The sequence below is a fragment of the Rosistilla ulvae genome, assembly GCF_007741475.1.
Taxonomy (GTDB): Bacteria; Planctomycetota; Planctomycetia; order Pirellulales; family Pirellulaceae; genus Rosistilla; species Rosistilla ulvae.
The window spans coordinates 3,772,134-3,786,641 of the sequence record NZ_CP036261.1 but is presented as its reverse complement, the minus strand read 5'-3'; the positions used below and the strand labels follow the sequence as shown (position 1 = coordinate 3,786,641).

Annotated in this window: 11 protein-coding genes; 6 read left to right on the top strand and 5 right to left on the bottom strand. The window is 57.1% G+C overall.

Annotation, left to right across the window (positions count from 1 at the left end):
* Window positions 1–392 precede the first annotated feature (392 nt).
* Complete coding sequence (locus tag EC9_RS13430; protein ID WP_145345965.1) at window positions 393–968, top strand: Dps family protein; 576 nt, start codon at window positions 393–395, stop codon at window positions 966–968.
* Between the two features lie 52 nt (window positions 969–1,020).
* Window positions 1,021–1,197 carry a hypothetical protein gene (locus EC9_RS26535; RefSeq protein ID WP_218934114.1) on the top strand — a complete coding sequence of 59 codons (177 nt, stop codon included), beginning with the start codon at window positions 1,021–1,023 and terminating at the stop codon, window positions 1,195–1,197.
* A 123-nt stretch (window positions 1,198–1,320) separates the two neighbouring features.
* On the opposite strand, the gene EC9_RS13425 is transcribed toward EC9_RS26535, so the two are convergent.
* Window positions 1,321–2,478, bottom strand: coding sequence for a hypothetical protein (locus EC9_RS13425; protein ID WP_145345963.1), 1,158 nt, complete (start codon window positions 2,476–2,478; stop codon window positions 1,321–1,323).
* Window positions 2,479–2,868: 390 nt separating this feature from the next.
* Between EC9_RS13425 and EC9_RS13420 the strand changes: the two genes are divergently transcribed.
* A complete protein-coding gene (locus tag EC9_RS13420; RefSeq protein WP_246105661.1) occupies window positions 2,869–3,819 on the top strand; it encodes a ferredoxin--NADP reductase in 951 nt (316 codons plus the stop codon).
* A gap of 5 nt (window positions 3,820–3,824) precedes the next feature.
* Window positions 3,825–4,139: a hypothetical protein gene (locus EC9_RS13415; RefSeq protein ID WP_145345961.1), complete on the top strand. Its 315-nt coding sequence runs from the start codon at window positions 3,825–3,827 to the stop codon at window positions 4,137–4,139.
* Window positions 4,140–4,172: 33 nt separating this feature from the next.
* On the opposite strand, the gene EC9_RS13410 is transcribed toward EC9_RS13415, so the two are convergent.
* The 3 genes from EC9_RS13410 to EC9_RS13400 form a co-directional block, all read right to left on the bottom strand.
* Window positions 4,173–5,744, bottom strand: coding sequence for a sulfatase family protein (locus EC9_RS13410; RefSeq protein ID WP_145345959.1), 1,572 nt, complete (start codon window positions 5,742–5,744; stop codon window positions 4,173–4,175).
* A 67-nt stretch (window positions 5,745–5,811) separates the two neighbouring features.
* Entirely contained in the window at window positions 5,812–8,694 is a 2,883-nt protein-coding gene (locus tag EC9_RS13405; protein WP_145345957.1) for a c-type cytochrome domain-containing protein, read from the bottom strand.
* A 129-nt stretch (window positions 8,695–8,823) separates the two neighbouring features.
* Window positions 8,824–9,720, bottom strand: a complete 897-nt coding sequence (locus EC9_RS13400) for an alpha/beta hydrolase (RefSeq protein ID WP_145345955.1) — start codon at window positions 9,718–9,720, stop codon at window positions 8,824–8,826.
* Between the two features lie 344 nt (window positions 9,721–10,064).
* Between EC9_RS13400 and EC9_RS13395 the strand changes: the two genes are divergently transcribed.
* The gene (locus tag EC9_RS13395) at window positions 10,065–11,312 is read left to right on the top strand and encodes an HD domain-containing phosphohydrolase (RefSeq protein WP_145345953.1); all 1,248 of its coding nucleotides are present in this window, start codon (window positions 10,065–10,067) and stop codon (window positions 11,310–11,312) included.
* Between the two features lie 9 nt (window positions 11,313–11,321).
* On the opposite strand, the gene EC9_RS13390 is transcribed toward EC9_RS13395, so the two are convergent.
* Window positions 11,322–13,484 (bottom strand): tetratricopeptide repeat protein, encoded by a 2,163-nt coding sequence (locus EC9_RS13390; RefSeq protein ID WP_145345951.1) that lies wholly within the window; start codon window positions 13,482–13,484, stop codon window positions 11,322–11,324.
* Between the two features lie 196 nt (window positions 13,485–13,680).
* Between EC9_RS13390 and EC9_RS13385 the strand changes: the two genes are divergently transcribed.
* Window positions 13,681–14,496 carry an FMN-dependent NADH-azoreductase gene (locus tag EC9_RS13385; RefSeq protein ID WP_246105660.1) on the top strand — a complete coding sequence of 272 codons (816 nt, stop codon included), beginning with the start codon at window positions 13,681–13,683 and terminating at the stop codon, window positions 14,494–14,496.
* Window positions 14,497–14,508: the final 12 nt, after the last annotated feature.

Here is a 14,508-nt window from a genome sequence, read left to right as displayed (position 1 = left end):
GACCACGGTTGGGACTAACGCACAGAACGTGCCAAATGTTGAGCTCGAACACAACAACTTGATCACCGTCGGCGCCGCAAGTTGGAAAACGGTTGACTGCTTCGATGCTGGGTGACTTCTTGGATCGGCGTGGCGTCGGTCGGCGGGTCGAAAGCGTGGACGGTGTGGTTTGCAAACGCGCATCGCGGTTGATCGATCACCGATCAATACGTCGGTGAAAATTCGATCGCCTTGCAGTCCGTGCAGCGATCAAGCCTTTGGCCCATGGTTTGCGTCGCTACTCGAAGTCGTACGGAAAACGATCCACGAAAGTGGAGCCAACTCCATATTGCGGATGTGGAGATCACTCCCAGCAACGACGCATTCAAGCCCCGAACTTCGAGGACAAATCAATGGCGACAACAACTGAACCAATCGACGTGAGCCCGCAACTGAGCCGAGTCGAAACCGAGGTCCGACAGAGCGAGGATCTGATCGATATCCCAATCGGGCTGCCCCGCGAAGATCGTGAGAAGACCGTCTATCAATTGAATCAACTGTTGGCTGACAGCATCATGTTGAAAGACATGTATAAGAAGCATCACTGGCAGGTGGCGGGCCCAACCTTTTATCAGATCCATCTGCTGTTGGATCGACACTACGGGGAACAGGTGGAGATCGTCGACACGGTTGCCGAACGCATCCAGGTGCTCGGCGGCGCGGCCCGTGGAATGCCAGCTGACGTGGCGGAGAAATCGCAGATCGCCCACCCGCCGCGGGGGCGCGAGGCGTTGACCGATCAACTGACCCGGCTTCTGCAAGCGCATGAGACGATCTGCACCTACTGCCGCTTCATCGCCAAGGCGATTGGCGAGCGAGGTGATCTAGGGACCGAGGACATGGTCGTCGGGGACGTGTTGCGAGTCAACGAGTTTCAAGCTTGGTTCATCGCGGAGCACCTCGCACCGGTTCCGCTGGAAAACAGCTAATCGCATTCCACGCGTCGAAGTATCCCCTTTTTGCAAACTCAGGAGAAGTACGATGAGCAGTTCCACACACGATTCGACCCACCGGTCTAAAACCCCAGCGAAGCAGAAGCCTCACGATCCGCCGTTCGACAAGAAGTCGCCGGGGGCTGTGTTCCTGGTCCCGGCACTCACGTTCATGGTCGTGCTGGTGCTGGGAGTCGCAGTATTCGCGCTGTTCCGCGCATGGTAGTCGTAGTGGGCCGGGGGCCTGCAAGATACCGTTCGTCGGCGAGCGGTATGCCCTGCCTGTATCGAGCACTATTAGGCAAGAGACTACTGCGTCATTCGTCATCTCCATCGCTGCTGCGATGGTTTACAATCCGCCGGGCATTCCCGGGGCGACGCCAAATTGCTTCAGCATGGGCCCCATCTGCAAGACGACTTGGAAGATGACCGCGTCGAATGATTGTTGATCTTGCGCTGCGAGCAATCCGTCGACAACGGTTCCAATTTGGGCCGCCTTGGCGTTCGACTCCTCCCCAAAGAACGATTCGAACTGCTGGCCGGTCGCTTGCAGGTTGTTGGTCCAGTCGTCTGCGACGCTATCGGAGATCCAACGCTGCTCCACTTTCGTCCAGGTGCTGTTGTGGTCAACCGCCGGATCCTTGACGGTTCCGTGAGAGTCGTCGGTCTGTTCGATTTGCATTCGTTCGATGTTGGGTGCGACGGGGGACATACCTCGGGTCGCCTCCAACAGCTTCCGCATCGGGCCGGCCAGTTCGGGCGATAGCTCCGCGATGAGAGTCGCCAATTCGGTCTGGCTGACCTTTTCGTGCGAGAGCTGCCCCTGCTGCATGATGGTCGCCAATTGGTCGACCAATGGTGAGAGACCATCTCGAACGGAGTCCTTCATCGGTGCCGGGAATGAGGCAAGCATCGAACTGCCCATCAGCAGCGATTGCTTTTCTTGAAGGACTCGAGCTACTTTCGCCAGTAGATCGATGCGCGCATCCCACTGCGAGGCCGGGATCTTTCCAGTTAGATCGGTGCGCATCTGATCGATGTCGCGTTGGTAACTGGCTGGTAACGCGTCCCAATAGACGCGAAGATGGCCACTGGACGACTGGTCTAATAGATGCGAGATGGTCGACTTCAGATCCATCGCGTCGGCCATCGGTTGATATTCAACGACCGGCGGCAGCGATGTTGCGGTCCCTTCCGCTGCCGGAACTGCGGCTGCAGCCATCTGCGCTGCATCGGCGGCTTGTTGCAGGTCGGCGACCCGTTGGCTTCGTCGCGCGTCAACCTCTTCGCTCAACTTCTGCAGTCGAATGCGACTTTCAGCATTCATGTTCAACAACGTAATCGCAGCGCGGCGTCCGTCGGCGCGTTCGAAGATCGCCGCCTTGCCCCACATCCCGCGGAACGTGGCTTCAAATTGCTGCCCGTTGAGCGTGGTCCATGTTTCGGCGTGCGCGGTCAACCCGCTGGTGACCAGGATTCCAATCAGTGCACATCGAAGGGTGATCATACTTGGTTCTCGAAAATCGATATTCAGAGGGGGGACTTCCAACAGCGTCGCGCGGCGATATCCGCCGGTCGACGCGTTCTGTTAACGGGCAGATCTTATCCGCCATCGGTCGACCGCTCGCGTCACGGGAACGCACGACGCCAGTACGACTGTCGTTGCAATAAACGCATTGGACGCGAGATGATAATTTTACTTACACTCGCCTCATGCATCACCCGTTCGGATGGCGATTTGATTCGTATTGTAGGATAATGTGCATCGATCGGTGCTGTCGATGTTGCTTTCCCTACGCTGGCAACGGATGGCGCGATCGAGCGCTCGCAGTGGCCTGTAAAGGTGAGGTGTCCACGTGCAGCGTCTAATACAGGCAGTTCAGTGAGGATCCAAGGCGTGAACAAGACCATCGAAGTCCCCCCAACACTGGATGAAATCGAGGAACTCCGGAGTGCGGCGTACAACGCGACGCTGATTCAACGGATCGATATCCACGAAGATCTGGCCCTGTTTCGCGTCAAGCCTGATTCCGAAGTTGTCCCGTTTCAGGCGGGGCAGTACCTGACGCTTGGGTTGGGATATTGGGAGCCACGTGTCGAACCATCGCAAGAGGAACTACTGGCGCCAAAACAATTCCGCAAAGTGGTCAAGCGGGCCTATTCGATATCCTGCCCGATGTTGGATACCTACGAGCAATTGGCACCGTGCAGCCAATTGGAATATTACGAGTTCTATGTCACGCTGGTCCGCCGCGCCGATCATCCCCCCGCGCTCACGCCGCGATTGTTCCAGATGCGCGAAGGGGATCGGATCTTTGCGTCGCCACGCATCGTGGGGACGTACGTGCTGAAAGAGGTCGCCCCCGATGACGACGTTATCTTTTTTGCGACCGGGACGGGAGAAGCTCCCCACAACGCAATGAGTGCCGAATTATTGAGCCGTGGTCATCGCGGACGAATCGTTTCGGCAACCTGCGTTCGGTTGCGTCGCGACCTGGGGTATATCGCCGCGCAAACGCGGTTGTCGGCAAAGTATGCGAACTATCAATACTTGCATTTCACGACGCGTGAAGCGGAAAATATGAATCCCGGGCTTCCCGGATACGTCGGTAAACAACATCTTCAACAGGTTGTCGAATCGGGGATCTTCGAGGCGGCGGCGGGATTGAAGCTGGATCCGCAGCGAACGCATATCTTTTTGTGCGGCAATCCCGCGATGATCGGGTATCAACCCCCCGGGGCTCCGGCATTGTCCTCGCCAGGAATGTTGCAGGTTCTGCAGCAGCGCGGGTTTCGCGAACACGGAAGTGACGGCCCGGGGCAGATTCGATTCGAGAAATATTGGTAGCCGCGATGGAATCCGAACCCGAAAGTCCGAACGAAACACAACGTCACGCGACCCGCCCACCGTTTCAGATCAGCATCCGCACGATGTTGCTGATCACGGTGGTCTTCAGTGTGATGTCGGCGGGGTTGTACCACGCCTCGCGAATCCCGACCGTCGACGCAGAACTGGCGTCGATGTTTCAACGCGCCGGGACCGCGCCAAGTTCCGACCGTTCGTTGCAGATCGTCTTCATCATGTTCACCTATTCAATGCCATTGATGATGGCCGGGCTGTTGGCGAGCATGTCGACGGTCTGGAAGTGGTGGCATCGGAATCGATAGTCGATTCGCTCGGTTCGCGGCGACCTGCCGATGTTAGGACGCTTTCTTTAGCCGAGGCTTGCGTTTGCCAGCCGGTTTCTTTCGCATCCGCGCCGCAGGATCATCGTCGGTCACCTGGTAGAGCGTCCTCAAACGCTGTAGTTCGTTCTGCATTTGCGCTTGCACTTCGGCGTAGTCCGCGTCGCCATAAACGCTGTGCAACTCGCGGGGATCTTTTTCGAGATCGAATAGCTCCCAGTCATCGATCGCTTGGCCTTGATAGGCATAGAAATGGATCAGCTTGTACTTGCCATTGGTGACGCCGTAGTGCCTCGCAACATTGTGGGAACCAGGGTTCTCGTAATATTGATAGTAGAACGACTGGCGCCAGTCATCGGGTGTTTGTCCTTGCAACAGTGGAGTCAGGCTGCGGCCTTGCATGTCGGCGGGAATTTCGACCCCCGCGACGTCGAGAAAGGTCTCGGCAAAATCGAGGTTGGAGACGATATCATCGTTGGTCGTTCCTGCTTTCACCTTTCCAGGCCAGCGGACTAACAGCGGAGTCTTCAGCGACTCCTCGTACATCCAACGCTTGTCGTACCAGCCGTGCTCGCCGAGATACCAACCCTGATCGGAGGAATAGATCACGATCGTGTTGTCGGCCAATCCGGATTCGTCCAAATAATCGAGCACCTCCCCGACGCCATCATCGACGCTTTTCACGCACCGCAGGTAATCCTTGACGTAGCGTTGATATTTCCATCGAATCAGATCTTCGGGACTCATGGCTTGACGAGCTTTTTGAAAAGCTTCGTTTTTGGGACCGTAGGCTGCGTCCCAGACTTTTCGCTGTTCGGCGTTCATCGTTCCGTAGCCCGACAACTTCAAATCGTTGTCGGTCAGATGGTCTTTGATCGTCATGGTCTGGCGGGATGCCGAAGCCGTGCGTCCCGCGTAGTCATCCCATAGCGTTTCGGGTTCGGGGATCGTGACGTCATCCAACCAGTTCAGATATTTTGGCGCGGGCATCCAATTGCGATGCGGCGCCTTGTGTTGGTACATCAACATGAAAGGTTTTTCCGTGTCGCGGGCATCTTTCAACCATGCGAGTGTCTTCTCTGTGATGATCTCGGTGGTGTATCCGGTGTGCCGCCGTGTCACCGGCCGATTGTTTTCACCAGCGGTGATCATCGGTGGATTGTAATATGGCCCCTGCCCTTTCAAGACGTCGTAATAATCGTAGCCTTGCGGTGTCGATTCGAGATGCCATTTACCAACGATCGCCGTTTGGTATCCCGCCTTGCGCAACATCTTGGGGAAGGTCGGTTGGTTTCCATTAAACGCGAACCCGTTTTGCAAGAAGCCGTTGATGTGGCTGTATTTACCCGTTTGAATGACTGCGCGACTGGGACCGCAGATCGAATTGGTGACGTAACAGCGGTTGAACCGCATCCCTTCGTTGGCGATGCGGTCGAGGTTGGGGGTCGTGATCCGCGTCGGATCATAAGCGCTGAGCGCTTGTTCGCAATGATCATCGGTGAAGATGAATAGGATGTTGGGGCGATCGGCGGCGGACAGTCCCGTGCTCAGGAAGAGTGTTGCCAACAGTAGGGTGACGCGTCTCATGGGATTTCCTGTGGATACTAGAGTTCGGTATGGAGTGTGTCTTCGACGATGCAGGCGGCGCCTCAGATCAATGGCGGACCTTCAGCAGGATCGGCCAGGTGGTAGGGTTCCCCTTGACCGTTGCTCGCAGATGAAACAAGCGATCCGTTTCGGGGACCCAGGGAGCGGCGGTGATGAAGAACTCGCGATCGTTCTGCCCGGCCGGAATCATAAGCCCGTTGAGGCCGATGTTATCGACATAGACCCCGTGCGGCAAATTACGCCCCGAGTCGGCTTTGCCAAAATTGATCAACCCGGTGAAGTCGCCCCGTTCGGCTACCAATCTGGCGGTGATTGTCTGGCCAGGTTGGATCACGAGTTCAAACGGTTGCCGGAAGTCGCGTTCGACCGACTTGGAAACGGAGGCGGCGACTGAATCCTTGGCGTCTGGACTTTCGCTACGCTCGTCCACTGCGGCGTCTGGGGTTTGTGAATGCCAAGCGATCGGTGCATTTTGGTCGATGGGCATCAGGTGGATCAGCAACGAATCGTTTTTGTCGATCTCCAATTTCCCCAAGTCGCCAATCGGCTGGCGGATCTCGGTTCCGGAAATCGTGGCCGATGCGACTAACCGAACCGGAGGTTGCTCTTTCGCGGGGGATTGCGCCGTCGACAGCGCGGTGATCGTTCCGATCGCTTCGGATTGACCCGCTTGAATCGACAACGGCATCGAAGCGATAAATCCCGCGGGAAGGTTTTCGATGTCGATCTGGATCGGACCGTCAAAACCATCGTGACGGATTGCACGCACTTTGAATTCGCCGCCGGCACCCGGCCGAATCTTCAAGTCTTTGGAGACAATCGAAACTTCAAACCTGGGATTCGGGCGGCGGATTGTCAATTCGTATCTGTATTCGTCGCCACCGAAGTGTCTCGCATCGCGAACTCGGATCCAATACTCTCCATCGCTGGGGGCGGTGAAATCGAGTCGCGAATCGCTGCCAGCCCGTCGTTGTGGATCGTCGTCGTTTTCGTAATGAAGCGTGAATACGGGCAATCCGTTGGGCAACGGTTCCGCTTCTGGAGGGAGCGGTTTGACGATGTACGCCGGTTCGCCCAAAGCGTGGGAGATGGCGGTGCTGCCGAAGTAGGTGGTCCGGTTTCCGAAGCCAGGATAAACCTCAAACCCCGAGTCTGGACCGCGCGGGTAGAGCCACAAACGGACGACTTCGCCGCCACTGTAAAGGTACTCGTTCAGTTCCATCTCTTGCCAATTGTGCAAGCGAAAGTCGCCGGTCTGCGTGCTGTTTTTTCCGCGGAAGGTGAAGTAGCTGTCGCGGACGGCTTGCAGTTGCACGCGAGGGACCGATTCGCCCTTTGCGTTCAAAATTTCGACGTACGAATCGAGAGCCGAGGGTTTGGGAAGGGCCGAGACTTCGATCTGCAGCATGTCTCCCGCAGCGGCTTGAATTTTGAATAGGTCGGTTTCGCCGCGGCCGTCGGCGGACAATTGGATGACCCCCGATGCGACCGCAGGCCACTGGATCGGTTGCGCTTGTTTCAACGAATCGTTCGGTTCGACTTCGGATAGTTTCGTCGGCGACTTACCCGGGGCTGGCATCGTTGCAGCTGTCGGTTCTTCGGAGTTGGCATCATCGGCCGCGGGGGCCGCTTTGAGATCGGATGGGATTTTGAAGCGATGCAGCTGGCCATCGGGCGTCGATGCCAATACCGTGGTGCCGCCGTCGATGAATCGCAGGCCGGAGGCGGGAGATTCGAGCGATGGGAATTGGTGAAGCAGTCGATATTCGCTGCGGTCCCACAACTTGACCGATCCGTCTTCGGCTGCTGTCGCTAGGTAGTTTGCGGTCGGGCTGATCGCGATCGCAACAATGGGGCGTTCATGAGCAAAGCGAGCGATCGCCAGCGGGCTGATCTTCGTCTCGGTTGGACTGGCGAGATTCCAGACCCGAATGCGGTTGTCGGCGCCCGCACCAACCACCTGTTGGCCATCGGGGGAGAAGAGGACGCAATACTGTTCGGCCAACGGTTGACCCAACGTATCGAGCCGCTTGCCCGTTGCGACGTTCCAAAGCTTAATCGTCTGGTCGCCGCTGGCGGTCGCTAGAACCTTGCCCGAAGGATCGAAGCGAACCGCGTGGATTGGGCCGTTATGACCGGTTAGTGACCGCGTCGGTTGGTCCTTTCCCCGTTGCCAAATCCGGACGACTTGATCGTATCCGCCGGCGACGATCGTTTGGTTGTCGGGCGTGATATCGACGGCATAGATCGTGTCTTTGGGGGTCTCCCAACGGTCGGTGAACTTCGCTTCTTGAAGATCCCACAATCCAACCTGTCCCGAGATGCCGGCTACTCCGCTGGCGACCAGCAAGTGTTTTTCATCGGGCGAGAATCGGACCGCGTTGACTTTCCCAGGCAGGTCTTCGATGCGATGCATCACTTGTTCGGTTTTGGCGTCGACCACATCGACGCGACCGAATTTGGCCAATGCCAACAAGTTTTTTCCCGGGGCGAAATCGATACCGTAGATCCGCTTGTCGCTCCCCGCGACGGCATCCATCTTGGGAACCGTGGTTTCCATCGGCGGATCGGTTGGCGCGGCCGCTCCTTGGTCGATCCAATCCCGAATGATCTCTAGCTCCTGTTCGGTCGGCTGTGGCTCGCTGTTGGGCGGCATCCTGGGTTCCGCGTTGCCAAGCATCAGTGCCAACAATTGGCTGGCCGCGGAATCACCCGCAACGATGAAGGGCGCATCGCCGGCGACCGCGGGGAAAAGATCCCACTGATCGAGTTGGACTTCACCCGAAGCATCGTTTGCGTTGTGGCAGCCGACGCAATAGTCGTTCAGGATCGGTTCGACGTCACGCGTGAACTCGACAGCTTCGGCCGCCATTATCGCGGTGCTTGGTATCGACAAACAGAAGAGAAGCAGGGCAACAACCGGTCTCATCTGGGGAGAACTCCTGGGGGGATGCAATCGGGCGGGATGGGGCGAAGAGCAGACGGTCGTCTACGAACGGGTGGGAACGCTGGGGATCGTTAACGACGCCCAGCGAGGGATGGGGGGCATCCGATGCGGCTACGGCAGCAAGCCCATCGAGACCATCCATTCCTGGCAGCGCTGAGGCCATTGAGAAACGGGGTTCTTCGAGGGTCGCATTCCGTAGCCGTGGCCCCCTTTGTGATACACATGCAATTCGCAGGGAACGTTGTTTTGTTTCATTGCGATCAGCAACAATGCTGCACCGATGGCGCGATCGGCGTCGTCGTACGAGATTGCGGTAAAGGTCGGTGGCGTTTCCGAATCGACAGCGACCAACGGATCGAGTTGCGATTTGTTCTTGGTGTCGACAAGATATGCCGGGTAGATCGGGATCATGAAATCGGGGCGTGGGCTTAACTTGTCCGCTTCATCGATTGGATCATAGGTCGTATCGCGGAAATGGGTCCCGGCCATCACGGTCAAATGTCCGCCGGCAGAAAAGCCCAACATGCCGATTCGATCGGGGTTGATATTCCATTGATCCGCTTTGGAGCGGACCAAGCGGACGGCGCGTTGGGCGTCTTTCAGTGGGATCTCATGCGGTGCGTCGGTGTCGCGACGGGGGACGCGATACTTCAACAGAATCGCGGTCACGCCGATCGAGTTCAACCATTCGCAGATCTCCGTCCCTTCGTGGTTGTAGGCCAAGATGTTGTAGCCGCCGCCGGGACAAACGATCACTGCGGTTCCAGTCGACGCGGGTTCAGGGGCCCGATAGAGGGTTAAAACGGGCGTGGCGATGTCGGTCAGGCGAATGATGGGCCGTTCTTCTTGAGGGCGGTTGGGCAATTGGCGTTCGGGGCCAATATCCTTGGTTTCGCCAGGGGCGTCTTGAGGCCACAATCGAATCGACGGTTCGGGTTCGGAGGCCGACAATATCGAAGCGTTGCAAATCAAGAACCCACACCCTAGCAGCCAAGCCAACAACTTCATTACGGCAATCTCCAAATTGCGTTTGAGAACATCTTCAACACGGGAAAACACTATCGTAACCGTGCCGTGAACCGGTTGACAGCGGATTTCGTTCCAACCGGGTCAATCGTACGAAGAATTGCTTTCCACATGGAGCGTCGGCAGCTTTGCCAACAGTACGTTTAGCGAACTTGTACCTCGTCACACTGGTCCTGACAGGCGTTGTGATTCGCAGCACATTCGACAGAAAAGATCCAATCGGCAGGATTGTTGCAGTCGGCGACGTTGCCGAGCCTGTCTTGGTGTGAAAAGCATGGATTCGGCTGCCAATCACAATTCGTAACCAACAATTGTTGCAGGCAACGATGGATCATGTATCTCCGTATAGTTTGGCATTCATGAGCACGGCAACGATTTCAACACAGCGACCACCCGCAGCGGCCCCCGCGTCCAATCCCGGAAACGGGTCGCGACCGACGGGGAATCCCGGCGCGGGGGGACAGACACGCGCTCCGCGGATCATGATCGTGGATGATGTGGAGGTCAACATCCTCACGGTCCAAGGCTATTTGAAGAAGGTTGGTTACCGAGATTTTGTCACGACCAGCAATCCGCACGACGCGCTGAAATTGATTCATGAAGCCAATCCAGACGTCGTCCTTTTGGATATTCAGATGCCGGAAATTAGCGGCTTGGATATCCTGCGCGTGATGGGGGCCGATCCCGTCTTGCAGCATTTGCCGGTATTGGTGTTAACCGCCGATCAAGATCCGGTCACCAAACAGCGGGCGCTCGATCTGGGGGCGAATGACTTTCTGCAAAAGCCGATCGATCCACACGATCTCGTGCCGCGGGTTCGCAACGCGCTTGTGCTCAAAGCGCACCACGATCAACTGTCGCGGCAAGCAACTTGGTTGGAACAACAGGTCAAGGCGCGGACTGCGGCATTATTGGCATCGCAGCAGCAATTGATTCTCAGTTTGGCTCGCGCGGCAGAGCATCGCGACAACGACACGGCAAATCATGTGATTCGCGTCGGTCGATATGCCGGAGTCATCGCTCGAAAGATGGGCTATATGACCAAGAGGATTCCGATGTTGGAACTGGCCGCCCAATTGCACGACGTCGGCAAGATCGGCATTCCCGATGCGATCTTGTTGAAACCGGGGGCGTTGGAGCCAGACGAATACGAGCTGATGAAAAATCATTGCACGTTTGGTCGCAAGATCATCGCGCCGATTTCCGGCAAAGATCTCGAGGTGCTGCGGACGCATGCCACCCTTGGCAATCAGATCCTCAAAGACCCCTGTTCGCCGCTGTTGAAACTGGCCGCGAAGATCGCCCAATGCCACCACGAACGTTGGGACGGCAAGGGGTATCCGCTAGGACTCGCGGGCAACGATATTCCGGTCGAAGCCCGGATTGTTTCGATCGCCGATGTCTACGACGCACTTTCCAGCAAACGACCCTATAAAGAGCCGTTCCCGCGTGAAAAGTGTTTCGACATCATCCGCGAAGGTCGAGGCACCCAGTTCGATCCGCAATTAGTCGACGCGTTCTTCAGTTGTTCCGAAGAGATCATTCAGATCCAATTGGAACTGATGGACGACTGATTCGACGAACTACTCGTTTCCAGGAACCCACAGCTTGCTTCCGTCGCCCGAAGGTTGCGGAGGCGTGGGGCTGTCGGGAGTCCAGATTCCCGCACCGCCCGCCGCCGCTGGCGGTTCACTGCCGACGTTCATTGGTGCGGCAGGTCCAGGAGCGTTGCGTGGCGAACCATCGGGATTGATGATGCCGAGTTCGACCAGCATCTGTTGTAATTGTCCCATCACTGCGGCGTCGTCGCTGAAGTCGCGGATGATCTCCTGCAGCGTCGCTTGGAAACCGTTGCTGTCGCCGGCTTGAATCCGTCGCAAGCACTCGTTCAGCAGCATCGGAGCATAAGAGACGTTGTTGGCTTTGGCCCAGGTTTTCGCTTCCTCCAACAGCTCCATCGCCTTGGTCTCGTCGCTGGTCACATCGACCAATGACAGATAGGCGTGCGGTTTGATCTGAGCTTCGTCTTCGCCGAGATCGATCGCAAGCAGACGTTGGGCTGTGGCCCGAATCACGGGGGTGCAATGGAAATTGCGTGCCCGATCCAACAGGATGAACAACTGTTGCTTGGATACCGACTCGGCATCGACACGGTACAGGGTGTCGACTGGCAGGGTGTAGAGTTGATCGTCGTTGGTGATTGCGATTGCGGGAAGTTCGGGGACTTTCAACTCCGTGCGAAGCCGTGCCAGAACGCTGGGATCATCGTACATCACATCGTACGATTCGATCACGCGAGCGATCGCGGTTCGTTGCAATGTGAACGCGTCGTCGTCGACGGTTTCGCCGATCGGTTTGTCCGAGAACAACGGCAGTGGGGTTGCCAGAACACGCCCGACAAATTCGCGATTGGCAACTTGAGTTTGCAGTTTGCGAGCTTCCGCCTGAGTGCCCGATACTCGCATGATCGGCATGTTGGCGTTCGCGGCGCTCATCAGCGGAATCGTCTCTTCGGTAGCTTGAGGTTCCCCGGTGACGCCGCCCAAGCTGGTGAAGAATTTGATCGCTTCATCGCGTTCGCTTTGACAAACGGTCAACAGTTCCAGACGCGCGGGGCGATCGGTTTGTTTGCCGAACAGCAGCGCGTTGGTCAAAACCATCGGGGCATCTTCTACCTCGGGCAGTTTGTCGAGGTCGCCCAGTTCGCGATCGAGCAATTGGAAGCCCGAGCGGGGTGGGACGTCGTTGTCGTCGCTGTTTCCGGCCATCCGCAGGACTTCAGCAGGCAATTGAACGACCCGAGCATGGGCGATCAGTTCCTGTTCCAACAGGTCCAGGTCTTCGATTTCCCAGGTGTAGTTTGCACACGGGGTCGAGATTTGGGGTTGATCGGGAGTCAACAAAACCGACAGGGCCAGGTCGCGAGCTCGTTGTTCGATGTCGATCGTTTCGATCTCGCTCAGCTTCCGCAGGATTTGCGATTGGCGCGGGGCATCGCCTCGCCAGATCGCACAAACCAACAGCCCACGCAAGACACCTTCCTCTTGTGGATTGCTGCGTGCGAGCGATTCAAACTTGGATTCGGCCAACAAGATCTGGTTGGCACGCAGCAGAACGGAAGCTTCGTCGTAGCGTTCCCGAACCGCCGGTGTCTTTGGTTTGACCTCCAGCGTCGGGACGTCTTTCAGCATGTTGCTGATTTCACGCGACCGATTGACTTGTTCGATCGCCATCGATGCTAGGCGTTGGTTTTCGTAACCTTGCGCGGTAAGTGCCAAGCCTGCGAAACATCGCGACGACAGCAGATTGCCGGCTTGCGCGAATGACAGCGACAGCACCGAAGCGACGTCCAGAACAAAGGTGTCGACGCCGCTGGACGATTCCGACAGGGCTTGCAACAACGACTCCGCCGCCGCTTGCGTTTCCCCACGCACACCCCGGTAGGCCGCTTGTTGTGTCAACGCCAACGGATTGCTCGGTTGCAGCCGAATGAAACGCTCGGCGTTTTCTGCCAACGCCTCGTCCTCTTTCAGTTCCAACAACAGACGACCGCGGATCGCCAAGCACCACGCCGCGTCGGGATGTTCTTCGAGAACTTGATTCAGACGATCCAATGCGGCGACCATCTGGCCTCCACTCATCATCTTCAGCACCCGCTCCATCTCGTGGATCGAGTCTTTGCATTTGCAAAACTTAATCTTCTTGCCACTGCCACATGGGCAAACGCTGTATTGGTCGACAGACATGGGCGTGGAAGCCTCCGGTGCTGATGAAGCGGACTAGCCGATTTGCCAATCCGATCGGTTTGGGCCAGATCGAGGTCCGGCGAAGTGGGTTTATCGATTGCGATCGACCTCCGCTGGTTCAAACGGAAGTCAGTGGTCGATCGTACGGGCGATATGGTAACAAAGATCGCCGTCGCTGACGACGGGATGGGGGGCGGTGCAAGCCGAAGCTGACGGTAGTAATCCCGACCGCAACAGTCGCCCGCTGCCGGTGGCGATCGATCTTTGGGGGGGCTACGCTCCACGCGGTGTTTTGCAGCTGGCTGGCTGCCTGGCGCCGCTGCGATCGGATATAACATGCGCGTCGCTGATCGGTTTGCTTTTAACTCTTCCGGGAGATTGTCGCGTGTCCAAATTGCTCTATATCGAATCTTCGCCGCGGAAAGCGCGGTCCAAGTCGATCAAGGTTGCCAATGCGTTTGTCGAGAATTACAAGGCGACCCATCCTGGCGACGAAGTGGTGACGATCGATCTGTGGAAAATGACGCTCCCCGAGTTCGATGGGTACACGATCGATGCGAAATACCAGGTGATGCATGGGCAGGGGCACGATGCTGAACAAGCGGCGGCGTGGAAGACGGTCGTCGATGTGATCGAGGAATTCAAGTCGGCCGACAAATACCTCTTTAGCCTGCCGATGTGGAATTTTGGCATTCCCTACAAATTGAAGCACTACATCGACGTGATCGCGCAACCGGGGCAGACCTTCAGCTTTTCGCCCGAAACCGGGTACAGCGGGTTGGTCACCGGAAAACCCGTTGCCGTCGTCTATGCGCGTGGGGGTGCCTACGGCAGCGATCAGACGAAGGGAATGGATTTCCAAATGACGTACATGCAATTGTTGCTGGGGTTCATCGGCTTCACCGAAATCCAGTCGGTGGTTGTGGAACCAACGCTGGCCTCTGCCGAGGACGTTGCCAAAACTGAAGCGGCTGCGGTCGAGCAAGCCGAACAATTGGCTGCGTCGTTCTAACCGGCTTCGCGT